This window comes from Klenkia sesuvii, assembly GCF_037083825.1.
GTDB lineage: Bacteria > Actinomycetota > Actinomycetes > Mycobacteriales > Geodermatophilaceae > Klenkia > Klenkia sesuvii.
Genome location: NZ_JBAPLU010000002.1, coordinates 55,812 through 79,896, shown reverse-complemented (window position 1 = coordinate 79,896; position 24,085 = coordinate 55,812). Strand labels below are relative to the sequence as shown.

Genomic DNA, 24,085 nt, shown 5'->3' with positions numbered 1-24,085 from the left:
ACCGCAGGGACAGTAGTGAGCACCGGCCCGCCCGGCGCCCCGGGCACCCCTTCCGGGTCAGCCGGCCCCGGCCCGCTCGCGCTCGGCCAGCACCCGCTTGAGCACCTTGCCCGCCGCCGACACCGGGATCGCGTCGGTGAACACCACGTCGCGCAGCCGCTTGTAGGGCGTGACCCGGTCGTTGACCGCGGCCAGCACCGACGCCTCGGTGAGGTCGGCGCCGGCGTCGTCGTCCCGGCGCACGACGTAGGCGACCGGGAGCTCGCCGGCCACCGGGTCGGGTCGGCCGACGACGGCGGCCCCGGCGATGCCGGGGACGCCGAGCAGGACCTCCTCGAGCTCGCGGGGGAACACGTTGTAGCCCTTGTGCAGCAGCATGTCCTTGGTGCGGTCGACGACGGCGAGGTAGCCGTCGGCGTCGAGCACGCCCACGTCACCGCTGTGGAACCAGCCGTCGGGGTCGATCGCCTGCGCGGTGGCGTCGGGGCGGTGGGCGTAGCCGCGCATCACCTGCGGGCCACGGATGCAGATCTCGCCGCGCTCGCCGACGGGCACCTCCTCGCCGGTGTCCAGGGCGCGGATGCTGATCTCGGTGTCGGGCACGGGCAGGCCCACGGTGCCGGCCTTGCGCAGCCCGGAGCGGGCGGCGGGGTTGCCGGTGGCCTGCATCGTCACCTCGGTGAGCCCGTAGCCCTCGCCGATGACCGCCTGGGGCAGCAGGGCGCGCAACCGCTCGATCAGCGGGACGGCCAAGGGCGCGGCACCGCTGGAGATGCCGCGCACGCTGGACAGGTCGGCGTCGGCGATGCCGGGCACCTGCAGCAGGGCGGCGAACACCGGCGGCGCGCCGCCGATGCCGGTGACCCGGTGGGCGACCGCGTCGGCGAGGTAGGCCACCGGGTCGAAGCGGTCGTGGATCACGACGGCCGCGCCGGTGAGCACCTGGCCGTTGAGGTAGCCGATCACGCCCATGGCGTGGAACCACGGGGTGAGGTTGATCGCGCGGGCGGTGCCCAGCCGCACCGGGTACTCCTCGGCCGGGCCGACCTGGTCGAGGGTGACGTCACCGCGCTCGTCGAGGGCCGGCACCGAGCCGGTGGTCCAGCACGCCGACTGCAGCACGTTGGTGACCACCTGCCGGTGCGGCAGCTCGACGCCCTTGCTCACGCCGGTGGTGCCGCCGGTGTAGGCCAGGTGCGCCAGGGCGGTGGCCGGGTCGAGGTCGGCGTCGAGGTGGGCGTCGGACGGGTCGGCCCGCAGCAGGTCGGCCAGGTCGTGGGCCCCCTCCGGCAGCTCCACCGGGGCGGCGGGGTCGGTGATCTGCCCGGGTCCGGTGACGACCACCGTGGTCACCGCCGTGCCGGGCAGGGCGCCGCGCACGGCCGGCAGGCACGCCTCCCAGGTGACGAGGGTGCGCGCGCCGGAGTCGGCCAGCTGGTGGGTCAGCTCGGTCGGGGTCAGCAGCGGGTTGGTGGGGGAGAAGGTCGCCCCGGCCAGCAGCACGCCGTAGTAGACCGGCGGGTACTGCAGGCAGTTGGGCAGGTGGACGGCGACGACGTCGCCGCGCTGCACCCCGCGGGCGACGAGCCCGGCCGCCACGGCGTGCGCCCGGCGACCCAGCTCGGCGTACGTGAGCTCGGCACCGTGGTGCACGAACGCGGTGCGGTCGCCCCAGCGACGCACCGCCGCCCGCAGCACGGAGCCGACGGGCACCGCCGGGTAGGCGAGGGAGCGGGGGAGCGCGGCGGGCCAGTGGTCGGACACGGGACCGATCGTGGTCCCGGTCACACCAGTTGTCGAGCGCACCGCGACGCCGATCTCGTCAGCTCTTGATCACGGGTGGTCACGACGCGCGATGAACCGGGTGCATCGGCTCCGCCAGGCACCGGAACGGCGCCCTCCCGGGTGGCTGTGCGCCCGCTGTGCTGTCACGGTCCGTCACCGAAGGGCCGACCGGCCCACGCGCTCGCCCCTCCCGGGGCCGACGAGAGGTGGGCTCCGTGCGGGCTCCTGCACGACGGACGACGATCGCCGCGCTGCTGACGGCGGGGCTGCTCGTCGGCGGCGCCGGCATCGCGGCGGCCGCCGACGGCGACACCGGTTCGACCACCTCCGGGTCGGTCGCCTCCGGGTCGGAGGTCGCCCGGACGTCGGCCCCCGCCCCGCTGGCCCGCACCGCCGCGCCGACCACCCACACCTCCACCCACACCTCCACCTCCACCGGTGCCGACGGGTCGGTCACCACCACCACCTCGGTGGCCGGCGGCAGCTCGACGTCCGAGGAGACGACGACCTCCTCGTCCACCTCGACGTCCACCTCGACCTCGGAGGAGACGTCCACCTCGACATCGACGTCCGAGCAGACGTCCACCCCGCCGCCCGGGCCGAGGGGCTCCGTCGACGCCGTGCGCGGCTGCCTCGGTGAGCTGTCCGTCGTGGTGTCGGGCACCGAGCTCGCGGAGGGCACCGAGGTCGTCGTCGAGCTCGGTCTGCCCGGCGGTCCGCAGACGGTCGCCTCGGCGGTCGTCGACGGCGGCATCCCCGTGCTGGTCGGCGACGCCCTGCTCGCCGGTGCGACGGAGCTGACGGTCGGCGTCGTCGCCGGCACCCAGGCGTTCGGCCCCTACACCGTGGCCGTCCCCTCCCTCGACGACACCCGGGCCGACGTGTGCACCGCCGACGCCACCATCGCGCTGGCCCGCGACTGCACGGCGCCGGACTCGGTGCTCGCCACCGTCGACGTCCGCGGGCTGACCGCCGGGACCTACGGCCTCGCCGTCGTCGGCCTCACCCCCGACGGCGGCCAGGTCAGCCTGGCCAGCGCGGACGTCGAGGTCACGGGCACCACCCTCACCGGCACGCTCCCGCTCGTCAGCCTCACCGGACCGGTGCCGCTGGCGGGCTTCGCCGGGGTCGCCCTGGTGGTCGAGGGCCGGACCCTGGCCAGCGTGGGCGGCGGCGACGTCGCGGTCGGGGCGTGCGCGCCGCCGGCGCCGCTGCCGGTCGCCCCCGTTGCCCCGGTCGCCCCCGTCGGCACCACGGCGGCCCCGACCAGCGCCACCGGGACCCCGGCCGGCACCGTCCCGCCGACCCGCCCCGCCGCCCTGGCCAGCACCGGCGCCCAGCCCGCCGGGCTCCTGCTGCTCGGCGGACTGCTCCTCGCCCTCGGTGGGCTGACCACCCTGCTCACCCGCCGCGCGGCGCGCTGACTCGCGCACCCCGTCGACCGGCCCGGTCCCCCGCGGGGGGCCGGGCCGGTCGCGTCCGTGGCCCCGGGTGGCCGGGTTGGCCGGGTAGGCGCACCATCGCGGGTGGTTGAGAGTTGCAACGAGATGGGACCCGTCATGACCAGCACCACCCAGGCCTCCGCCGCGCACCGGCGTGCGGTCACCAAGGCCGCCGCGCTCACCGCCGTCGGCGGCATCCTGTTCGGCTACGACACCGGCGTCATCGGCGGCGTGCTGCCCAACATCAGCGACGACTTCACCCTCGACACCCCGTTCCTGCAGGGCACCGTGGTGTCGATCCTGCTGGTCGGTGCTGCGGTGGGGGCGCTGGTGGCCGGGCGGGTGGCCGACGCCCTGGGCCGGCGGCGGGCCATCATCGCCACCTCGCTGGTGTTCGTGGTGGGCCTGCTGCTCTCGATCGTGGCGCCGTCGTTCTGGGTGCTCCTGCTCTCGCGGTTCCTGATCGGCGTCGGCGTGGGGTCGGCGTCGTTCGTCGTCCCGGTCTACATCGGCGAGATCGCCCCGCCCGAGCGCCGCGGCGCGCTCGTGAGCCTCAACCAGCTCTCGGTCACCCTGGGCATCCTGGTCTCTCAGCTGGTCGCCTACTTCCTGGCCGGCAGCGGCGACTGGCGGATCAGCGTGGGCCTGGCGCTCGCGCCGGCCGTCGTCCTCGGGCTGGGGATGGCCCGCGAGCCCGAGAGCCCGGCCTGGCTGGTGCGGCAGGGGCGGGTCGACGAGGCCCGCGAGGTGCTGCGCACCCTGCGCGACTCCGAGGCGGCCATCACCGAGGAGATCGACGACATCCGCGGCACCGCCACCGAGGAGGAGAAGGGGCAGAAGCGGTCCCTGCTGGCCCCGAAGCTCCGCCCGGCGCTCGTGCTCGGGGTCACCCTGGCGGTCGTCCAGCAGATCACCGGGGTGAACACCGTCATCTACTTCGCGCCGACCGTCCTGGAGAACGCCGGCCTGGGTGCGCAGGCCGCGCTGCTGGCCCTGCTCGTGGTCGGCCTCACCAACGTGGTCATGACCGTCGTGGCCATCAAGGTCATCGACCGGGTCGGTCGGCGGGCACTGCTGATCTGGGGCATGAGCGGCATGGTGCTGGGCCTGGCCGGGCTGGCCATCGCCTTCCTGTTCGACATCGCCGGTGCGGGGGCGATCGTCACCACCGTCGTCCTGGCGTTCTACGTGGGGTCGTTCGCGGTCAGCCTGGGCCCGGTGGTGTGGCTGCTCATCAGCGAGATCTTCCCGCTGGCGGTGCGCGGGCGGGCGTCGTCGGTGGCCACGATGGCCAACTGGGCGGCCAACTTCGTCGTCGCGGTCAGCTACCTGTCGATCATCTCCGCGATCGGGGAGACCGCGACGTTCGGCCTCTACGCCGTCATCACGGTGCTGTCGCTGGTGTACGTGGTCAAGGCGGTGCCCGAGACCAAGAACCGCAGCCTGGCCGACATCGAGCGGGAGCTCGCGCCGGCGTCCTGACGCGGCGCGGGCGGTCAGGGTTGACTGCCCGGGTTCCACCTGGCAGACATGCCGGCATGACCGACACGGTGCTCGCAGAGGTCTCCGACGGGGTCGGCGTCATCACGCTGAACCGCCCGGAGGCGAAGAACTCCATCGACCTGGCCACCACCGAGGCGCTCGCCGCGACCGTCGACGACCTCGACGCCCGGGACGACGTGGCGGTGCTCGTGCTGACCGGCGCCGGCGGCGTGTTCTGCGCGGGCATGGACCTCAAGGCCTTCGCCCGCGGCGAGCGGCCCTCCCTGCCCGGCCGGGGCTTCGCCGGCCTCACCGAGGCCCCGCCGGCCAAGCCGCTCGTCGCCGCGGTCGAGGGCTGGGCGCTGGCCGGGGGGTTCGAGCTGGTGCTCTCCTGCGACCTGGTCGTGGCCTCACGGGAGGCCCGCTTCGGCATCCCGGAGGTCAAGCGGTCGCTGGTCGCGGCCGGTGGCGGCGTGCTGCGGCTGCCCAAGACGTTGCCCTACCAGCGGGCCATGGAGCTGGCGCTGACCGGTGACCCCATGACGGCGGAGGAGGCCCACCGGTTCGGCCTGGTCAACGTGCTCACCGAGCCCGGCGGGGCGCTGGCCGGTGCCCGCGAGCTGGCCGGCCGCATCGCCGTCAACGGCCCGCTGGCGATCCGCGCCACCAAGCAGCTGGTGGCCGGGGCCGTCCGCTGGACCGACCGCGCGCTGCTGGACCACCAGGTGACCGTGACCGAGGCGGTGTTCGCCTCCGCCGACGCGCAGGAGGGGGCCCGCGCCTTCGCCGAGAAGCGCGCCCCCGTCTGGCGCGGCGCCTGAGCCCCGCGGGGGCCGGCGGGGCTACGCCGGCTCCGCGGCGTGGTCGCGCCGGAGCTCGGTCTTGAGCACCTTCCCGCTGGGGTTGCGCGGGAGGGCGCCGACGACCCGGAACTCGCGGGGGCACTTGTAGTGCGCCAGGCGCTCCCGGCACCAGGCGGTCAGCTCGGCCGCGGTGGGTGGCGCCGCCGGGTCCACCGGGGCCAGGACGGCGAGCGGGGCCTCCCCCCAGCGGTCGTCGGGGACGCCGATCAGCGCCACCTCCGCGACACCCGGGTGGGCGGCGAGCACGTCCTCGACCTCGGCGCAGTAGACGTTCTCCCCGCCGCTGATGATCATGTCCTTCGTGCGGTCGATGACGTAGAAGTAGCCCTCCTCGTCCTGCCGCACGAGGTCGCCGGAGTGGAACCAGCCGCCGGCGAAGGCCTCGGCGGTCTCGGCCGGCTTGCCCCAGTACTCGCGCATGACCATCGGTGAGCGGTAGACGATCTCGCCGACCTCGCCCCGCGGGACGTCCCGCATCGCCTCGTCGACCACGCGCACCTCCACGTTGAGCATCGGGGTGCCGATCGACCCGATCTTGCGCACGGCGTCCGCACCGCGCAGGAAGCACGTCACCGGCGAGCACTCGGTCTGCCCGAACGCGGTGACCAGCTCGGCCTGCGGGAACAGGTCCAGCATCCGCTGGAGCAACGTGGTCGACGCCGGCGCCGCGCCCCACGAGATGCGCCGCAGCCGGGAGAGGTCACGGTCGGCCAGGTCGGGCACGGCGACGATCGCCTGCCACGCCGCGGGCACGAAGAAGCAGGAGGAGACCTCCTCGGCGACCAGCTCGTCGAGGGTCTCCGCCGGGTCGAACGCGCCCGAGCGGGTGAGGACGAACGTGCCGCCGAGCAGCAGGTTGGGCAGCATCCCGGCCACCGCGGCGATGTGGAACAGGGGGGCGCCGTACAGGGTGACCCGGTCGTCGGGTGCCCAGCCCAGGTGCGTGATGTGGCTGAAGGCGTGCATGAGCAGGTTGCGGTGGGTCAGCACGGCGCCCTTGGGCTTGCCCGTCGTCCCCGAGGTGTACATGAGGAAGGCCGCGTCGGTGTCGCCCACGGCGTGCTCGGCCGGCGTGGGGTCGGCGGCGGCCAGCGCGGCCTCGTAGTCCGGGCCGATGGTCAGCACGTGCACGGGCCCGGGTGCGGCGGACGAGGCGACCGCCGCGGTGGCGGCGTCGACCACCAGCACCCGGGCGCCGGAGTCGGCCAGCACGTAGGCCACCTCCGGCGCAGCGAGCCGGAAGTTCACCGGGACGGCGACCGCGCCGGTGCGGGCGCAGGCCAGGAACACCTCGACGACCTCGAGGCCGTTGAGGGCCAGCACCGCCACGCGGTCGCCGGGCCGCACCCCCCACCCGGTGAGGACGGCGGCCAGCCGGGTCACCCGCTCGTCGAGCTCGGCGTAGGTGCGCCCGCCGCCGGCGAACCGCAGCGCGGCGACGTCGGGGGTGGTGCGGGCCCACCGGGCGACCTGGTCGGAGATGGTCATGCCGCGCCAGCCGGTGTCGTGCCGGTTCTGCTGCACAGGGGCTCCCTCGGGGCCGGGGCCGGGTGTGGTCGGCGTCATGCTGGACCGGGCATCCGATACGGTCAACCCTGACTGCCCAGCCTCGTCGGCAGCCGCGGCAGCAGCCTCGACCGAAGGAGAACCATGGACGTCACCGACGCCGTCGCCGTCGTGACCGGGGGCGCGTCCGGCCTCGGCCTGGCCACCGCCCGCCGCCTGCGCGAGGCCGGCGCCCAGGTCGTGCTGCTGGACCTGCCGTCCTCGGCCGGGGAGTCCGTCGCCGCCGAGATCGGCGCGCACTTCGCCGCCGCCGACGTCACCTCCGAGGAGCAGGTCACCGCCGCGCTGGACCTCGCGGTCGAGCTGGGCCCGCTGCGGGTGGCGGTCAACTGCGCCGGCATCGGCAACGGCATCAAGACCGCCGGCAAGAAGGGCGCCTTCCCCCTCGACGCGTTCCAGAAGGTCATCCAGGTCAACCTGGTCGGCACCTTCAACGTCATCCGGCTCGCCGCGCAGCGGATGCTCGACGTCGACCTGCAGGGCGAGGAGCGCGGGGTGGTCGTGAACACCGCATCGGTCGCGGCCTTCGACGGCCAGATCGGGCAGGCGGCCTACTCGGCGTCCAAGGGCGGCATCGTCGGCATGACCCTGCCGATCGCCCGCGACCTGGCCGGCGAGGCCATCCGGGTCGTCACCATCGCCCCGGGGCTGTTCAACACGCCGCTGCTGGCCGGGCTGCCCGAGGAGGCCAAGGCCTCCCTCGGCGCGCAGGTGCCGCACCCGGCCCGGCTCGGCGAACCCGACGAGTACGGCCAGCTGGTCGCGCACATCGTGGCCAACCCGATGCTCAACGGCGAGGTCATCCGCCTGGACGGCGCCATCCGCATGGCCCCGCGGTAACACGGTCGTCCTCCGGACCCCAACCGCGGCCAGGGGACGGCGCCGGGGGCGTTGAGCCGGTCCTGCGACTTCTCGGGGAGGGCTCCGCCCTCCCGTCGGCGTCGCGGGGTTCGTCCCTCACCCCAACATCTCGCGGGCGAGGTCCTTCCAGATGGAGAGGTGGGGGTCGGTGGCAGCGGGGCGGTCCTCGAAGGAGTAGGCGATGGCCACGCCGCGCATCGAGGTGAACAGCAGCTCCCGCAGCACCGGGTAGCGGGGGTTGGCCCTCGCGGCCGGGCCCCAGATGCGGTCGGCGGCCGCACGGATGGCCTGGTTGAGCCGCCGCTCCTCCACCCGCAGCGCGGCCCGCAGCGTCTCGTCGGTGCGGGCGGCGTTCCACAGCTCCATGGCCGCCCAGAACGGCGGCTTCTGGAACAGCGCCCAGTTCAGCTCCACGCACCGCTCCACCCGCTCGACCGGGTCGGCGACGTCGAGGTGCTCGGCCTGCTCGGCGGCCTCGGCCAGCATTTCGTTGACCAGGTGCGAGGCCGCGGCCACCAGCAGCTCCTCGCGGCTGGGGAAGTGGTGCAGGAGCCGGCCCCGCGACACCCCGGCCCGGGCCTGGACGGCGAGGGTGGAGGCCCCGGAGTACCCGTCGGACACCAGGCAGGCGACCGCGGCGTCCAGGATGAGGGCGCGGCTGTCGGCCGACCGCTCCGTGCGGCTGCGGGGCTGCGCGGGCGACGTCATCCCCGCAGCCTACGTCCGGCAGTCAGGGTTGACCGCTCCCCGCGGCCCCCGCAGGATGCGACCGAACCCCACCGCGCGACCGCAGGAGACCCGCATGAGCTGGACCCAGGTGTCCTGCACCGTCGAGGACGGGGTCGCCGTGCTGACCCTGGACCGCCCCGAGCGCCGCAACGCCTACACCACGGTCATGGCCCGCGAGCTGGCCGAGGCGGCCGCGGCGCTGGACGCCGACGACGCGGTGCGCGTGGTGGTGGTGACCGGCGCGGGGAACACCTTCTGCGTGGGCGCCGACCTCGCCGGGGCCGGCACCTTCGACCGCAGCGCCCAGGCCGACGCCGCCGGGACCATCGGCGGAGTGGCCCGTGACTGGGGCGGCATCGGCGCGCTGCCGTTCGCCACCCTGCGCAAGCCGGTCATCGCGGCCGTCAACGGGGCGGCGGTCGGCATCGGGGCCACCATGACCCTGCCGATGGACATCCGCATCGCCGGTGAGTCGGCCAAGTTCGGGTTCGTCTTCGCCCGGCGCGGCATCGTCCCGGAGGCCGCCTCCAGCTGGTTCCTGCCCCGGGTGGTGGGCATCAGCCAGGCGATGGAGTGGGTGGCCACGGGCCGGGTCTTCGACGCCGCCGAGGCGTTGCGCGGCCGGCTCGTGTCCCGGGTCGTGCCCGACGACCAGGTGCTGGCCACCGCGCTGGAGCTGGCCCGCGAGATCGCCGACCACACCTCGGGCGTCGCGGTCGCCACCAGCCGGCAGCTGCTGTGGTCCATGCTCTCGGCCCCCAGCCCGTGGGACGCCCACCGCGCCGAGTCGCGCGCCCTCGTCGAGCTCGGGTCGGGGCCGGACGCCGCCGAGGGCGTGGCCTCGTTCCTGGAGAAGCGGCCGGCCCGGTTCACCGCCCCGCTCGACGGCGCCGGCCTCGGCTGGCCGGCGCCCCCCGACGACCTGGCCTGAGCCGGTTTCGCCGACCCCCCGCCCGGGGCACCGGCGATCCGTGGACCGTGACATCACCCTCGAGGTCGACGGCGCGCGCAGGTCGCTCGCCGTGGACACCCGCACCTCCCTGCTGGACGCCCTGCGCGAGCGGCTGGGCACCACGAGCGCGAAGAAGGGGTGCGACCACGGCCAGTGCGGCGCCTGCACGGTGCTGCTCGACGGGCGCCGGGTGAACAGCTGCCTGGTGCTGGCGGTGACCGCGGACGGCGCGCAGGTGACGACGTCCGACGGGCTGGCGGGGGAGCAGCCGCACCGGCTGCACGAGACCTTCGTCGACCACGACGCCTACCAGTGCGGCTACTGCACGCCCGGCCAGGTGGTGTCGGCCGCGGCCGTGCTCGACGAGGTCGCCCGCGGCTGGCCCAGCGCGGTCACCGAGGACCTCGTCGCCGAGCGCACCGACCTGACCGACGCCGAGATCCGCGAGCGGATGAGCGGCAACCTGTGCCGGTGCGCCGCCTACGCCAACATCGTCCCCGCGGTCGCCGAGGTCGCCGTGGAGCAGGGAGTGCGCGCGTGAGGGAGTTCCGGTACGAGAAGGCCACCGACCCGGCCGGGGCGGTGGCGCTGCTGGCCGGCGAGCCGGAGGGCGCCTACCTCGGTGGGGGCACCAACCTGGTCGACCTCATGCGGCTGGGCGTGGCCACCCCCGACGTGCTGGTCGACGTCCGGCAGCTCACCTCGACCGAGGTCGAGGACCTCCCCGGCGGCGGGCTGCGGATCGGCGCCGCGGTGCCCAACGCCGACCTGGCCGCCGAGCGGCGCGTGCGCGAGCGCTACCCGCTGCTGGCCCAGGCGCTGCTGGCCGGGGCGTCCGGGCAGCTGCGCAACCGCGCCACCACCGGCGGCAACCTGCTGCAGCGCACCCGGTGCACCTACTTCACCGACACCACGATGCCGTGCAACAAGCGGGTGCCGGGCTCGGGCTGCGGCGCGGTCACCGGCCTGCACCGCAACCTCGCCGTGCTGGGCGCCACCGACGAGGGCCCGGACTCCCCGCACACCTGCATCGCCACCCACCCCTCCGACCTGGCGGTGGCGCTGCGCGCGCTGGACGCCCAGGTGCGGGTGCTGGGTGCCGACGGCGAGCGCACGGTCCCGATGGCCGACCTGCACCGGCTGCCCGGCGACGACCCGTCCCGCGACACCACGCTGGCGCACGGCGAGCTGATCACCGCGATCGACGTCCCGGCGCTGCCCTGGGCCACCCGCTCGCGCTACCGCAAGGTGCGCGACCGGGCCTCCTACGCCTTCGCCCTGGTCAGCGTCGCCGCGGCGATGGACCTCGACGGGGGGCCTGTCCGCGACGTGCGGATCGCCCTCGGCGGGGTCGCGCACGCCCCGTGGCGGGCGACCGCCGCCGAGGACGCGCTGCGCGGCGGCCCCGCCACCGAGGAGGCGTTCACCGCCGCCGCGCAGGCGGAGCTGGCCGCTGCCCGTCCGCTGGCCGAGAACGCGTTCAAGGTCCCGATGGCCACGAACATGATCACCCGCACCCTGCTCCAGATCTCCGCGGAGGCCCGCGCATGACCGCCACCACCGAGCGGGCCGTCGGCAGCGACGTCCGCCGCATCGACGGGCCGGACAAGGTCCGCGGCCGCGCCCCCTACGCCTACGAGCACGAGCTCGGCGCCCAGCCGGCCTTCCTCGCCGTCGTGCAGTCGACCGTGGCCCGGGGCCGGGTCACGGCGATCGACGCGTCGGCGGCCGAGGCGGTGCCCGGGGTGGTCGCCGTCCTCACGCACCAGAACGCACCGCGGCTGGGCGACGTCGCCGAGGAGATCGCCGTCCTGCAGTCCGACCGGGTGCAGTACGTGGGGGAGCCGGTGGCCCTCGTGGTCGCCGAGACCTCCGAGGTGGCTCGCGACGCGGCGGGCCGGGTGCTGGTCGACTACGACGCGCAGCCGGCCGACGTGCGGCTCGCGGCCGACCGGGACGACCTGTACGCGCCGGAGCAGCTGATGGCCGGCTTCGCGACCGACTCGGTGATCGGCGACGTCGACGCCGCGCTGGCCGCCGCCCCGGTCTCGGTCGACGTCACCTACGAGACGCCCAACCAGCACAACAACCCCATCGAGATGCACGCGACGGTGGCCCGCTGGGACGGCGACGTGCTGCGGATGTGGGACGCCAACCAGGGCCCGCACAACCTGGTGCCGGTGATCACCGAGGCCTTCGGGATCACCGAGGACCAGCTGCACATCGTGTCGCCCTACGTCGGCGGGGCGTTCGGGTCCAAGGCCTACACCCACGCCCACCAGCTGCTGGCCGGCATGGCCGCGAAGGTCACCGGCCGCACGGTGAAGATCGAGCTGACCCGCCAGCAGATGTTCAGCCTCGTGGGGCACCGCACCCCGACCATCCAGCGGCTGCGGCTCGGCGCGCAGCCCGACGGCACGCTGACCGCGATCAGCCACGAGGTCGTCGAGCACACCTCGCAGAACGCCGAGTTCGCCGAGCAGACCGCCACGGCCACCCGGTTGATGTACGCGGCACCGGCCCGGCGCACCACGCACCGGCTGGCCAAGCTCGACGTGCCGGCACCGACCATCATGCGGGCGCCGGGGGAGACCCCGGGCATGTACGCGCTGGAGTCGGCGATGGACGAGCTGGCGGTGGCGCTCGGCATCGACCCGGTCGAGCTGCGGCTACGCAACGAGCCCGAGCGCGACCCCGAGCGCGACGTGCCGTGGAGCACCCGCAACCTGGTCGCGTGCCTGCGCCAGGGGGCCGAGCGCTTCGGCTGGGCCGGCCGCGACCCGCGTCCCGGGGTGCGCGAGGACGGTCGCTGGCTCGTGGGCACCGGGGTGGCCGCGGCCACCTACCCGACCCGGCGCCGTCCGTCGCAGGCCCGCATCGAGGCCGTTCCCGGCAAGCCGTTCGTGGTGTCCATCGACGCCTCCGACATCGGCACCGGGGCCTGGACGACGCTCACGCAGATCGCCGCCGACGCCCTGCGCGTGCCGATGGAGCAGGTGTCGCTGCGCATCGGCGACAGCCGGCTGCCGAAGGCCTCGGGTGCGGGTGGGTCGACCGGCATCACCTCGTGGGGGCCGGCCATCATCGCCGCCGCCGAGCAGCTGCGGGACCGGGACGTGCCCCCGGGCGGCCTGACCGTGACCGGCTCGAGCGGTCCGGGCGACGAGGCCGAGACGTACTCCAGCCATGCGTTCGGCGCGCACTTCGCCGAGGTGCGGGTCGACCGCGACTCCGGCGAGGTGCGGGTGCCCCGGATGACCGGGGTCTTCGCGGTGGGCCGGGTCATCAACACCACGACCGCGCGCTCGCAGTTCCTCGGCGGCATGACGATGGGGTTGTCGATGGCGCTGCACGAGGAGTCGGTGCTGGACCAGGGCCGCGGCCACTACGCCAACCACGACCTCGCCGAGTACCACGTCGCCGCCAACGCCGACGTCGCCGAGATGGACATCAGCTGGGTCGACGAGGTCGACGACGAGCACAACCCGCTCGGCGCCAAGGGCATCGGCGAGATCGGCATCGTCGGCGCGGCGGCCGCCATCGGCAACGCCTACTGGCACGCCACGGGTCGCCGGGTGCGCGACCTGCCGATCACGCCGGACAAGTGGTTCCGGCAGGCCCCCGCGCGGTAGGGCTCAGCGGGGCGGGTCGAGGTGCGCGAGCAGGGTCTGGCCGATGTCCTGCAGCGCGGCGACCTGGTCGGGGGACAGCTGGTCGAACAGGTGGGTGCGCACGCTCTCGACGTGCACGGGGGCGGCCTGCTCGAGCGCGGCGAAGCCGGCGTCGGTGAGCACCGCGAGCTGGCCGCGGCCGTCGCTCTCGCACACCCGCCGCTGCACCCAGCCGCGCTCCTCCAGCCGGGACACCGCGTGCGAGAGCCGGCTGCGGGAGGACAGGCACCGGTCGGCCAGGTCGCTCATCCGCAGCGCGCGGCCGGGGGTCTCCGACAGCTGCACCAGGATCTCGTAGTAGGCGTGCGAGATGCCCGCCGTGCGGGTGAGCTCGCGGTCGAGCCGGTCCTGCAGCAGCAGGGTGCTGTACAACCAGGCGCGCCACGCCTGCTGCTCCTCCGCGTCGAGCCAGCGGGTCTGTGACGGAGTCGACACCTCTTCGGACATGACCACGAGGGTACTGGCGAAATGCTCAAGCCTTCAACTACGCTACGGTCCGGCGAAGCAGTCAAACGCTCAACGACCTTGGAGGTCACCATGACCAGCACGCAGATCCCCGGCTACCTCGCCGGCACCTGGGACATCGACGCCAGCCACTCGACCGTGGGCTTCTCGGTCCGCCACATGATGGTCAGCAAGGTGCGCGGGTACTTCACGAAGTTCGAGGGCGTCGTCGTGACGGCCGAGGACCCGACCGCCTCCACCGTCGAGGCCACGATCGACATGGACTCGATCGACACCCGCCAGGAGCAGCGCGACGCCCACATCAAGTCGGCTGACTTCTTCGACACCGGCAACCACACCGTCATGACCTTCCGCTCCACCGCGGTCAAGGCCAAGGGCGACGACTGGACGATCGAGGGCGACCTCACCATCAAGGGCATCACCAAGCCCACCACCCTGGAGCTGGAGCTCAACGGCTTCGGCCCCGACGCCTACGGCGGCACCCGCGCCGGCTTCTCCGGCAAGACCGAGATCTCCCGCAAGGAGTACGGCGTCGACATCGACATGCCGATGGACGGCGGCGGCGTCGTCGTCGGCGACAAGATCTCCGTCGAGCTCGAGATCGAGGCCGTGCTCCGCACCGCCTGATCCAGCCGACGAGAGCCCCGGTGCCCGATGGGTACCGGGGCTCTCGCGAGCGCGAGCGGTTCGCAACCCGCGTGCGGGAGTTCGCCAGCAACCTCTGAGCAGGTTCCCAGGAACCAGCAGGGGTCGGGGGACGACTGTGGGAGGTGTGCGGTCCGAGTCCCTGCGTCCCTTGCTGGCCACGGCCGCCCGGTTGCTGCTGGGCGGCGTCCTCGTGGTGGCCGGCGCGCTGAAGCTGCCCGACCCGGCGGCCGCCGCCCGCGCGGTCCGCGCCTACCAGCTGCTGCCCGAGGCGCTGGTCGGTCCGGTGGCCTTCGGCCTCCCGGTGGTCGAGATCGCGGTCGGGCTGGCGCTGCTGGCCGGGGTGTTCGTGCGGACGGCGGCGCTGGCCACCGCGGTGCTGCTCGTCGTCTTCCTCGTCGGGATCGTCTCGGCCTGGGCGCGCGGCCTGCAGATCGACTGCGGCTGCTTCGGCGGCGGCGGCCAGGTCGACGCCGCCGACACCGCCTACCCGGCCGAGGTCGCCCGGGACACCGCGATGCTGCTGGTCGCGCTCGCCCTGGCCCGCTGGCCGCACTCCCGTCTCGCCCTCGGCAACCGTCTGGAGCCATCGACCCCATGAGCACGTCCCGCAGCGCAGGCAAGAAGGAAGCCGCCCGGCAGCGCATCGCCGCCAAGCGGGCCGCCGAGGCCGCCGCGCAGGCCGCCGAGCAACGCCGCCGCCGCACGGTCATCGGGGCGTCGGTGGCGGCGGTGGTCGTCGTCGTGGCGGTCGTGGTGGCGATCGTCGTCCAGACGTCGCGGTCGGCGGTGGACGGCGACGCGGCCCGGCCCGCGGGCACGGCGGCCGACGGCAACGGCTACACGTTCGCGGTCGGGCAGGCCGACGCCCCGGTCACGGTGGACCTCTACGAGGACTTCCAGTGCCCGGTCTGCAAGCAGTTCGAGGACGCCGCCGGGGCGACGCTGGAGGACTACGTCGCCGCCGGCACCGTGCGGGTGGTCTACCACGGCATGGCGTTCCTGGACTCCGCGCGGAACGACGACTACTCGACCCGCGCGCTCAACGCCGCCGCCGTCGTGGCCTCAGGTGCCGGGCCCGAGGCCTACGAACGGTTCCACGACCTGCTCTTCGCCAACCAGCCCGACGAGCGGACCGGCAGCGGGCTCACCGACGACCAGCTGGTCGACTACGCCGAGCAGGCCGGGGCGACGGGGGAGGAGGTCGGCACGGACATCCGCGACCTGGTCTACGGCCAGTGGGTGAAGGGCGCCACCGAGCAGGCCTCGAAGGACGGCGTCACGGCGACCCCCACGGTCTTCGTCGACGGCACGCAGCTGACCGACCGCACGGCCGACGGCCTCAGCGCCGCCGTGGACGCCGCCCAGCGCGGCTGACCGGGGAGACTGGGCGCATGTCGACGACCTCCCTCACCCGCTCGTCCCTGCCCAGCGCGCTGCCGGTCGCGGTCGGGCTGGCCGCCGGGTTCGCGATCGCGCAGGGCACCGGCGTCCGGGCCCTCGGCGGAGCCGTCTTCCTGGCCGGTGGCGTGGCTGCCGGGTGGCTGTGGCGCCGCCGGCGCGGCTGGGCGGTGACCGCGGGCCTGGCCGCGGTCTACCTGGTGGCCTTCGTGCTCGCCCACGTGCTGGCCATCGGGGTCGGCTGGCCGGCCTGGTTGGCCGTCGGCACGGTGACCGTGGTGGCCGCCGGCATCGCCTACGGCGTCGCCGACCGCTGAGCCCGTCGCCCGGCCCGTCCCCGCACCCTGTCCCCCGGCCGGGGTGGGGGTGACCGCGCACACGCCGAGAGGGGGTCCGGCGCCGCGTACCATGGCAGGGTCGCCGGTCGGCGACCCCGCGGCGTGCAGCGCTGCGCACTCCCGAGCTCCTGAGGTGCCGTTCCCCCATGCCCACCCGCAACGACCTGCGCAACGTGGCGATCGTCGCCCACGTCGACCACGGCAAGACGACCCTGGTCGACGCCCTGCTCCGGCAGGCCGGCGCCCTCGGACGGGCCAAGGGCGAGGGCACCGACAACGACTCGACGCAGGACCGGGTCATGGACTCGATGGACCTCGAGCGCGAGCGCGGCATCACCATCCTCGCCAAGAACACCGCGATCCGGCTCGCCGACGCCGACGGCAACCCGGTCGTGGTCAACATCGTCGACACCCCGGGCCACGCCGACTTCGGCGGTGAGGTCGAGCGCGGCCTGTCGATGGTCGACGGCGTCGTGCTGCTGGTGGACGCCTCGGAGGGCCCGCTGCCGCAGACCCGCTTCGTGCTGCGCAAGGCGCTGGGCAAGGGGATGCCGGTCATCCTCGCGGTCAACAAGACCGACCGCTCCGACGCCCGCATCGAGGAGGTCGTCGACGAGTGCTACGAGCTGTTCATGGAGCTGCTCGAGGACGCCGGCCTGCCCGCGGAGACACTCGAGTTCCCGATCGTCTACTGCAACGGCCGCACCGGCCAGGCCTCGCTGACCAAGCCCGAGAACGGCACCGTCCCCGACAGCCCCGACCTGGCCCCGCTGGTCACGACCCTGCTGGACACCATCCCGGCGCCGGAGTACGACGCCGAGGAGCCGCTGCGCGCGCAGGTCACCAACCTCGACGCCTCCCCGTTCCTCGGCCGCCTGGCCCTGCTGCGCATCCACTCCGGCGAGATGAAGCGTGGCCAGCAGGTCGCCTGGTGCAAGGTCGACGGCACCATCACCAAGGTCAAGATCACCGAGCTGCTGGTCACCGAGGGCCTCACCCGCACCCCGGCCGAGAGCGCGGGCCCGGGTGACCTGGTCGCCATCGCCGGCATCGAGGACATCGGCATCGGTGACACCCTGGCCGACCCCGACGACCCGCGGCCGCTGCCGGCGCTGACGGTCGACGAGCCCTCGATCTCGATCACCATCGGCATCAACACCTCGCCGCTGTCGGGCAAGTCGGGCAAGAAGGTCACCGCCCGTCTCATCAAGAACCGGCTCGACCAGGAGCTGGTCGGCAACGTCTCGGTGCGCATGCTGCCCACCGAGCGCCCCGACACCTGGGAGATGCAGGGCCGCGGCGAGCTGGCGCTGGCCATCCTGGTCGAGCAGCTGCGCCGCGAGGACTTCGAGCTGACCGTCGGCCGCCCGCAGGTGGTCACCAAGACCATCGACGGCAAGCTGCACGAGCCGGTCGAGCGGGTCACCATCGACACCCCCGGTGAGTACGTCGGCACGCTGACCCAGGCGCTGGCCGTGCGCAAGGGCCGGCTGGAGAACTTGGTGCACCACGACACCGGCTGGGCGCGCATGGAGTACGTCGCCCCCTCGCGCGGTCTCATCGGCTTCCGCACCGAGTTCCTCACCGAGACCCGCGGCACCGGCGTCTTCAACCACGTGCTCGAGGGCTACGAGCCGTGGCTGGGCGAGATGCGCGCCCGGCCCACCGGCTCGCTCGTGGCCGACCGCGCGGGTGTGGCCACCACCTACTCGATGTTCTCCCTGCAGGAGCGCGGGCAGATGATGGTCGAGCCGGGCTCGGAGGTCTACGAGGGCATGCTGGTCGGTGAGAACTCGCGTCCCGACGACATGGACGTGAACATCACCAAGGAGAAGAAGCTCACCAACATGCGCAAGTCCACCTCCGAGGAGCTGGAGCGGCTGATCCCGCCGCGCGTGCTCAACCTGGAGCAGGCGCTGGAGTTCTGCGCCGAGGACGAGTGCGTCGAGGTCACCCCGACCGTCGTCCGCATCCGCAAGGTCGAGCTCGACCAGACCGTCCGCGGCCGCCAGCGCAACAAGAAGCCCAAGGTCGGCGACTGACGCGGCCCGGAGGCCCTCGGTGCGTGGCCTGCGGCGCAGCCGGACGGTCACCGGGAGTGAGGGCTGGCCGTGGGGCGCGCGGGGCTGGTGGGGCGTGGCGTGTCCGGTCGAGACGGTGCGCCGCCGCGCCTAGCGTTGTCCTGCGGGGTCGGTGACCCCGGGGGACGAGGGGTGTGGTGCCGGTGGCCGACCGGGCAGCGTGGATCGGGGAGCAGGAGCTCCCGGGGTTCCGCGGAGGCATCGACGTGCGGGTCAGCCTGCGCACGGACGCGGGCCCCGGCCTGCACGGTGCGTGGTGGCCGCGGACGACCGACCTGGCCGTCGAGCTGCCCGAGCTGGTCGCCGCCCTGGCGCGTCGCGGGGTGCAGGTCACCCGCTTCACCTACCCCTTCGCCACCTGGCACGCCGTCCCCCGCAAGCTCGCGGTGGGCGACCGGGTGGTCCGGGTCGGCGGGTTCGCCACCGGCGACCCGCAGCTGGTGTCGCTGACCTGCGGCCCCGACGGCCAGCACCTCGAGCTGCTGGTGGTCCCGCCCGGCACCGAGGCCCTCTTCAGCGCCCGCGCGCTGCGCATGGCCGCCCACCCCGGTGCGGCGCTGACGGCGCGGGCCGTGCTGACCGCGGCCGGCCGGCACCCGGCCCTGCGCACCGGCGAGATCCCGGTGCAGACCGCCGGTTGACGCCGCCCCGGCGTCGAGGGACGCCGGGGCCGCGTCGACGGGTCAGTCCGAGCCCTCGACCTGGTAGCGGAACTCGCCGCGGCCGGTGTGCAGGTCCCACAGGTGGCCGGCCATGACGTCGGGGCCCTTGACCGGGTCGCCGTCGACCATGGCGCCGGGGATGACCAGCTGGGCGACGTGGATGCCCTCGTCGGCCAGCACCTCGTGCAGCATCTGCGCGTAGGCGGTGAGGCCCGCGAAGGCGACGCTGGTGCCGGCGACCCCGCTGTTGGGCACGACGGCCGACCCGCCGTTGACGAACAGGATCGACGGTCGCGCGCCCTCGGGCAGGTACCGCATGCCGGGCAGCACCTGCCGCACGGCGGCCACCGGCCCGTAGACCGAGAACTCGACCGGCCCGACGAGGTCGGCGGCGGTGGTCTCCAGGACCGGGCGCAGGAAGGTCTTGTCCGGCAGCGGGCTGTACTGCAGCACCTCGATCGGCCCCATCGCCTGTGCCACGGTGTCGAGGGTGTGGGTGATCGAGTCGGGGTCGCGCACGTCGGCGACGAAGCCGCCGACGGTTATGCCTTCGCCCGACAGCTCCTGCGCGAGGTCGGTGACCCGCTGCTGGTTGCGGGCGATCAGGGCGACGTCGTAGCCCTCCCTGCCGAACCTGCGGGCGGTCTCCGCGCCCAGCCCGCGTCCTGCTCCGATGATGGCCATGACCGGCATGCCGGACCTCTTCCTCGTCGAGTGCGTGTCGAGGAGGCCCTACCCGGTCGATCGCGCGCAACGCATCGGCGGTCGGTAAACCCGACCAGTGTTGATCATGCAGGTCCGCAACGGCGCCACGCCGTCCACCGGTGCGCCGGCGTTGCCGTTCTGCATGATCAACGGCGGGAGGGAGCCGGGGGGAGGGAGGGGGTCGGGGAGTGGACGTCCTCGCGGGACAACTGGCGCACGAGCTCTGCGCGGCGCGCCTCCTCCAGCTCCCGGGCCGCCTCCACGGACTCGGCCTCGGTGTCGGCCCGGTACTGCTTCCAGGAGTAGACGACCGCGCCGACCCAAGCGACCACGATGACCGCGTACACCGGCCAGCGGACGGCGTCGGCGACCTCGAACGCGGCGAACAGCGAGCGGGTGTTGGTGAACACGATGATCCCGCCGACCGCCGAGCCGAGCAGCCGCGGCGGCACGTGCCGCACCAGCCACGCGGCGATCGGGGCGGCGACCAGACCGCCGGCCAGCAGGCCCAGCACCCAGACCAGCTCGATGCCCTGCGACCCGAGGGCGAGCAGGAAGGCGACCGACGCCGCAGCCGACACGAGGAACTCGGAGGTGTCGATCGACCCGATGACCTTGCGGGGTTCCATGCGGCCGCTGGCGAGGATGGCCGGCGTGCCGACCGGACCCCACCCGCCGCCCCCGGTGGCGTCGACGAAGCCGGCGAACAGGCCGAGCGGGGCCAGGAACCGGCGCCGCATCGGCCGGCCGAGGTTCTGCCGGTTCAGCCCGCGCAGGGTGAAGCGGACCAGCACGTAGAGACCCAGCACCAGCAGGATGCTGTTCATCAGCGGCGCGGCCACCGAGGTGTCCAGGGAGGACAGGAAGGTGGCACCGGCCGCGGCCCCGACGGCGCCGGGCACGCCGATCTTCGCGACGACGCCCCAGTCGACGTTGCCGAACCGCCAGTGCGCGACACCCGATGCGAGGTTGGTGCCGATCTCGGCGAGGTGGGCAGTGGCCGACGCGGCGGCGGGGCTGGCGCCGACGGCGAGCAGCAGCGTCGTCGAGGTGACGCCGTAGCCCATGCCCAGGCTGCCGTCGACGAGCTGGGCGCCGAGGCCGACGAGGGCGAAGAGGACGAGGGTGCGCACGGTGGTGCTCCAGGGGGAGGAGTGGCGGGGTCGTGTCCCCGGCCGCGCACCCGCGCCGGGGTCGGGGCGGCAGCGCCCCGGGGTGGTCAGCGGACCGGACACCCCGCGGTGGTGACCCGGCCGAGGTCGACGTGGATGCGGCTCACCAGGAGATCACCCGGGAGCAGGCGCGACGTCGGCACGAACGCAATGTCTACCAGTCCGATGCACAAACGAGGAATCAAGGGTCCCGTCAGGTGGGATCGGGCTCGAGCACGTCGGAGCGGATGGTGAGCAGGGCCACGACGCCGCCGGCGGCGATGAGGCCGGCGCACACCCGCATGGCCAGCGCGTACCCGTCGGTGAAGGCGTCGGGGCGGGCGTAGTCGTCGCCGGAGAGCCCGACCGCCAACGGCAGCGCGGCGACGGCCAGCAGCTGGGCCGCGCGGGCGACGGCGTTGTTGACCCCGCTGGCCACGCCGGCCAGGTGGTCGGGGGCCGCGCCCAGGACGGTGGCGGTCAGCGGCGCGACGGTGAGGGCCATGCCCAGCCCGAACAGCACGGTGCCGGGCAGCACCCCGGTGGCCCAGCCGGTGCCGGCGTCGACGAAGGACAGCAGCAGCACCCCGGAGGAGGCCACGAGCGGGCCGACGGTCATCGGGATGCGGGGGCCGATGCGTGCCGCCAGGGCACCCGACCGCGACGACAGCAGCGAGATGAGCAGGATCGAGGGCACCGAGGCGGCCCCCGCGGCCAGGGCGTCGTAGCCGAGCACGGTCTGCAGCTGCAGCACCAGGAAGAACGAGAACCCGCCGAGCGCGCCGTACACGGCCAGCGTGGTCAGGTTCGCCCCGGTGAACTGGCGGTCGGCGAACACCCCGACGGGGAGCATCGGGTCCGCGGCGGCCCGTTCGCGCAGCACGAAGCCCACCCCGCCGGCCACGCCGGCGGCCAGGGCCACCCAGGTGCCCGGGCCCCGGCCCGCGTCGATCAGGGCGTAGGTGGTGCCGCCCAGCGCCGCGGCGGCCAGGACCGCGCCGGCGACGTCGAAGCGCCCGTGGTGGCCCTCGTCCCGGCTCTCGGGCACGTGCCGCAGCGACACCAGGACGACGGCGACCGCCAGCGGCACGTTCAGCAGGAACACCCACCGCCAGCTCACCGTGTCCACCAGGAACCCGGCCAGGAAGGGGCCGGCCAGGCCCGCGATGCCGCCCAGCCCCGACCACAGCCCGATGGCCGCACCGCGGTCGGTGGCGGCGAAGGAGGACTGGATGATGGCCAGCGACCCGGGCACGAGCAGGGCCCCGCCGATGCCCTGCAGCACCCGGGCGGCCACCAGCAGGCCGGTGCTGGGCGCCAGGCCGCAGAGCAGCGAGGCCGAGGCGAACCACACGACGCCGACCAGGAAGACCCGACGGCGGCCGAACCGGTCCCCGAGGGCGCCGCCGAGCAGCACGAGCGCGGCCAGGGCCAGGGTGTAACCGGTGACGGTCCACTGCAGGCCCGACAGCGACGCGCCGAGCTCGCGGCCGATGGTGGGCAGCGCGACGTTGACCGCGGTCGCGTCGAGGAAGGCCATGGCCGAGGCGAGCACGGTGGCCAGGAGGGTCCACCGGGCCGGCGCCGTGCGCAGCCGCAGACCGGGCACGGCGTCCCTCCGGTTCAGCCGACGACGGCGTGCACCAGGAAGTACACGCCCGCGGCCACGGTGCCCGCGGCCGGCAGCGTCAACACCCAGGCCACCACGATGTTCCCGGCCACGCCCCAGCGCACCGCCGACAACCGCCGCGTGGCGCCCACCCCCATGATCGAGGTGGTGGTGATGTGGGTGGTGGAGACGGGGACGGCGAACACCGTCGCGGTGGTGACCATGACCGCGGAGGCGACGGTCTGCGCGGAGAACCCGCCGGCCGGGGTCAGCTGGATGATGCGCCGGCCGAGGGTGCGCATGATGCGGAACCCGCCGGCGTAGGTGCCGGCGCTGATCGCCAGCGCGGCGGCCAGGATGACCCAGAACGGCACCTCGAAGGTGTCGATCTCCCCGGCGGTGACCAGCGCGAGGGTGATGATGCCCATCGTCTTCTGGGCGTCCTGCAGGCCGTGGCCCAGCGCCATGGTGGCCGAGCTGACGATCTGGGCGTACCGGAAGCCGCGGTTGGCCCGCGTGACGTTCGAGCCGCGGAAGGACCAGAGGATGGCCAGCATGAACAAGTAGCCCAGCCCGAAGCCGACCAGCGGCGAGAGCACCATCGGGACGACGACCTTCTCGACGATGCCCAGCCACTGCACGGAGTGGGCCGCGGCCAGCGCGGCGCCGACCAGCCCGCCGATGAGTGCGTGCGAGGAGGAGCTGGGCAGCCCGAAGTACCAGGTGATGAGGTTCCAGGTGATCGCGCCCACCAGGGCGGCGAACACGATCTGCAGGCCACCGCCGCCCTCGGGGGTGTCGATGATCCCGGCACCCACGGTCTTGGCCACCTCGGTGGAGATCAGTGCGCCGACCAGGTTCATCACCGCGGCCAGGGCCAGCGCGACCTTCGGGGTCAGCGCCTTGGTGGAGACGGCGACGGCGATCGAGTTCGCGGCGTCGTGGAAGCCGTTGGTGTAGTCGAAGGCCAGCGCGACGACGACGATGAGGACCATCGCCAGGAAGAGCCCGTCCACGACGGTGTCAGGACTCCTTGACCGCGATGGTCTCGACGACGTTGGCCACGTGCTCGAAGGCGTCGGCGGCCTCCTCGAGCTGGTCGGCCACCTCCTTGAGCTTGAGGATCTCCAGGGCGTCGAACTCCCCGGAGTAGAGCCGGGAGAGCAGGCGCCGGTACAGCTTGTCGGCCTCGTTCTCCAGGCTGTTGACCTCGATCCAGTAGTCCGACAGGCCCTTCATCGCCTTCAGCCGGGGCATGGCGTCGGCAGTCACCCGGGCGCAGCGCTGCAGCAGCTCGACCTGCTGGCTCATCTCGGCCGGCAGGGTGCCCAACCCGGTGAGGACGACGAGGTCGGCGGCGGCCTCGATGGCGTCCATGACGTCGTCGAGGTCGCTGGCGAGGTTGTAGATGTCCTCGCGGTCGAACGGGGTGACGAAGCTGGAGTTCAGCTGCCGGAAGACCGCGTGCGTGGCGTCGTCGCCGGCGTGCTCGAGGTCGCGCAGCTCGCCGGCCAGCTCGTCGCGCCGGGTGTGGTCGTGCACGAAGTCGCCGAGGACGGTGGTGGCTGCGACGAGGTTCCGCGCCGAGGCGGTGAACATGTCGTAGAAGCTCGAGTCCTTGGGCGTGAGGCTGAAGGGCACGCCGCGGAGCCTAGGCCCCTTGCGGACACCAACTGT

Annotated in this window: 23 protein-coding genes; 14 read left to right on the top strand and 9 right to left on the bottom strand. The window is 74.0% G+C overall.

Annotated elements, in window-relative coordinates:
* Nucleotides 1–57: 57 nt before the first annotated feature.
* A complete protein-coding gene (locus TEK04_RS02185; protein WP_336402666.1) occupies nt 58–1,764 on the bottom strand; it encodes a class I adenylate-forming enzyme family protein in 1,707 nt (568 codons plus the stop codon).
* A gap of 236 nt (nt 1,765–2,000) precedes the next feature.
* Here TEK04_RS02185 and TEK04_RS02180 point away from each other — a divergent pair, with 236 nt between their 5' ends.
* From TEK04_RS02180 to TEK04_RS02170, 3 genes are all read left to right on the top strand, one after another.
* Complete coding sequence (locus TEK04_RS02180; protein ID WP_336402665.1) at nt 2,001–3,209, top strand: hypothetical protein; 1,209 nt, start codon at nt 2,001–2,003, stop codon at nt 3,207–3,209.
* 135 nt (nt 3,210–3,344) lie between these two features.
* Entirely contained in the window at nt 3,345–4,709 is a 1,365-nt protein-coding gene (locus tag TEK04_RS02175; RefSeq protein WP_336402664.1) for a sugar porter family MFS transporter, read from the top strand.
* Nucleotides 4,710–4,765: 56 nt separating this feature from the next.
* Entirely contained in the window at nt 4,766–5,530 is a 765-nt protein-coding gene (locus TEK04_RS02170; RefSeq protein WP_336402663.1) for a crotonase/enoyl-CoA hydratase family protein, read from the top strand.
* 21 nt (nt 5,531–5,551) lie between these two features.
* On the opposite strand, the gene TEK04_RS02165 is transcribed toward TEK04_RS02170, so the two are convergent.
* Nucleotides 5,552–7,096, bottom strand: a complete 1,545-nt coding sequence (locus TEK04_RS02165; protein ID WP_336402662.1) for a long-chain-fatty-acid--CoA ligase — start codon at nt 7,094–7,096, stop codon at nt 5,552–5,554.
* A 126-nt stretch (nt 7,097–7,222) separates the two neighbouring features.
* On the opposite strand from TEK04_RS02165, the gene TEK04_RS02160 reads away from it, so the two are divergent.
* Nucleotides 7,223–7,978, top strand: a complete 756-nt coding sequence (locus tag TEK04_RS02160; RefSeq protein WP_336402661.1) for a 3-hydroxyacyl-CoA dehydrogenase — start codon at nt 7,223–7,225, stop codon at nt 7,976–7,978.
* Nucleotides 7,979–8,095: 117 nt separating this feature from the next.
* On the opposite strand, the gene TEK04_RS02155 is transcribed toward TEK04_RS02160, so the two are convergent.
* Nucleotides 8,096–8,707, bottom strand: coding sequence for a TetR/AcrR family transcriptional regulator (locus tag TEK04_RS02155; RefSeq protein WP_336402660.1), 612 nt, complete (start codon nt 8,705–8,707; stop codon nt 8,096–8,098).
* 94 nt (nt 8,708–8,801) lie between these two features.
* Here TEK04_RS02155 and TEK04_RS02150 point away from each other — a divergent pair, with 94 nt between their 5' ends.
* From TEK04_RS02150 to TEK04_RS02135, 4 genes are read left to right on the top strand one after another with little or no spacing between them, the layout of a single operon-like run.
* Entirely contained in the window at nt 8,802–9,659 is an 858-nt protein-coding gene (locus TEK04_RS02150) for an enoyl-CoA hydratase-related protein (RefSeq protein ID WP_336402659.1), read from the top strand.
* Between the two features lie 40 nt (nt 9,660–9,699).
* Nucleotides 9,700–10,221 (top strand): 2Fe-2S iron-sulfur cluster-binding protein, encoded by a 522-nt coding sequence (locus tag TEK04_RS02145; RefSeq protein WP_336402658.1) that lies wholly within the window; start codon nt 9,700–9,702, stop codon nt 10,219–10,221.
* Nucleotides 10,218–11,231 (top strand): FAD binding domain-containing protein, encoded by a 1,014-nt coding sequence (locus TEK04_RS02140; RefSeq protein WP_336402657.1) that lies wholly within the window; start codon nt 10,218–10,220, stop codon nt 11,229–11,231. Before TEK04_RS02145 ends, TEK04_RS02140 begins: the two co-directional genes overlap by 4 nt.
* Entirely contained in the window at nt 11,228–13,312 is a 2,085-nt protein-coding gene (locus TEK04_RS02135; protein ID WP_336402656.1) for a xanthine dehydrogenase family protein molybdopterin-binding subunit, read from the top strand. The genes TEK04_RS02140 and TEK04_RS02135 overlap by 4 nt, the downstream gene beginning before the upstream one ends.
* A gap of 3 nt (nt 13,313–13,315) precedes the next feature.
* On the opposite strand, the gene TEK04_RS02130 is transcribed toward TEK04_RS02135, so the two are convergent.
* Nucleotides 13,316–13,798 (bottom strand): MarR family winged helix-turn-helix transcriptional regulator, encoded by a 483-nt coding sequence (locus TEK04_RS02130; protein WP_336402655.1) that lies wholly within the window; start codon nt 13,796–13,798, stop codon nt 13,316–13,318.
* A 90-nt stretch (nt 13,799–13,888) separates the two neighbouring features.
* On the opposite strand from TEK04_RS02130, the gene TEK04_RS02125 reads away from it, so the two are divergent.
* The 6 genes from TEK04_RS02125 (at nt 13,889) to TEK04_RS02100 (ending at nt 18,922) form a co-directional block, all read left to right on the top strand.
* Nucleotides 13,889–14,443: a YceI family protein gene (locus TEK04_RS02125; protein WP_336402654.1), complete on the top strand. Its 555-nt coding sequence runs from the start codon at nt 13,889–13,891 to the stop codon at nt 14,441–14,443.
* A 145-nt stretch (nt 14,444–14,588) separates the two neighbouring features.
* Nucleotides 14,589–15,062 (top strand): MauE/DoxX family redox-associated membrane protein, encoded by a 474-nt coding sequence (locus tag TEK04_RS02120; protein ID WP_336402653.1) that lies wholly within the window; start codon nt 14,589–14,591, stop codon nt 15,060–15,062.
* Nucleotides 15,059–15,838, top strand: coding sequence for a DsbA family protein (locus tag TEK04_RS02115; protein ID WP_336402652.1), 780 nt, complete (start codon nt 15,059–15,061; stop codon nt 15,836–15,838). Before TEK04_RS02120 ends, TEK04_RS02115 begins: the two co-directional genes overlap by 4 nt.
* Before the next feature lie 17 nt (nt 15,839–15,855).
* Nucleotides 15,856–16,179, top strand: coding sequence for a hypothetical protein (locus tag TEK04_RS02110; RefSeq protein WP_336402651.1), 324 nt, complete (start codon nt 15,856–15,858; stop codon nt 16,177–16,179).
* A 167-nt stretch (nt 16,180–16,346) separates the two neighbouring features.
* On the top strand, nt 16,347–18,242 hold the full coding sequence (gene typA / locus TEK04_RS02105) for a translational GTPase TypA (RefSeq protein WP_336402650.1): 1,896 nt from the start codon (nt 16,347–16,349) through the stop codon (nt 18,240–18,242).
* A gap of 182 nt (nt 18,243–18,424) precedes the next feature.
* Nucleotides 18,425–18,922 carry a DUF5994 family protein gene (locus tag TEK04_RS02100; RefSeq protein ID WP_336402649.1) on the top strand — a complete coding sequence of 166 codons (498 nt, stop codon included), beginning with the start codon at nt 18,425–18,427 and terminating at the stop codon, nt 18,920–18,922.
* Nucleotides 18,923–18,964: 42 nt separating this feature from the next.
* Here the strand turns inward: TEK04_RS02100 and TEK04_RS02095 are convergent, their stop codons facing one another.
* From TEK04_RS02095 to TEK04_RS02075, 5 genes are all read right to left on the bottom strand, one after another.
* Nucleotides 18,965–19,636, bottom strand: a complete 672-nt coding sequence (locus tag TEK04_RS02095) for an SDR family NAD(P)-dependent oxidoreductase (protein WP_336402648.1) — start codon at nt 19,634–19,636, stop codon at nt 18,965–18,967.
* 158 nt (nt 19,637–19,794) lie between these two features.
* Nucleotides 19,795–20,781: a sulfite exporter TauE/SafE family protein gene (locus TEK04_RS02090; RefSeq protein WP_336402647.1), complete on the bottom strand. Its 987-nt coding sequence runs from the start codon at nt 20,779–20,781 to the stop codon at nt 19,795–19,797.
* Nucleotides 20,782–21,013: 232 nt separating this feature from the next.
* Complete coding sequence (locus tag TEK04_RS02085) at nt 21,014–22,408, bottom strand: MFS transporter (protein ID WP_336402646.1); 1,395 nt, start codon at nt 22,406–22,408, stop codon at nt 21,014–21,016.
* A gap of 14 nt (nt 22,409–22,422) precedes the next feature.
* Complete coding sequence (locus TEK04_RS02080) at nt 22,423–23,424, bottom strand: inorganic phosphate transporter (RefSeq protein WP_336402645.1); 1,002 nt, start codon at nt 23,422–23,424, stop codon at nt 22,423–22,425.
* A 7-nt stretch (nt 23,425–23,431) separates the two neighbouring features.
* Complete coding sequence (locus TEK04_RS02075; RefSeq protein WP_336402644.1) at nt 23,432–24,049, bottom strand: DUF47 domain-containing protein; 618 nt, start codon at nt 24,047–24,049, stop codon at nt 23,432–23,434.
* Nucleotides 24,050–24,085: the final 36 nt, after the last annotated feature.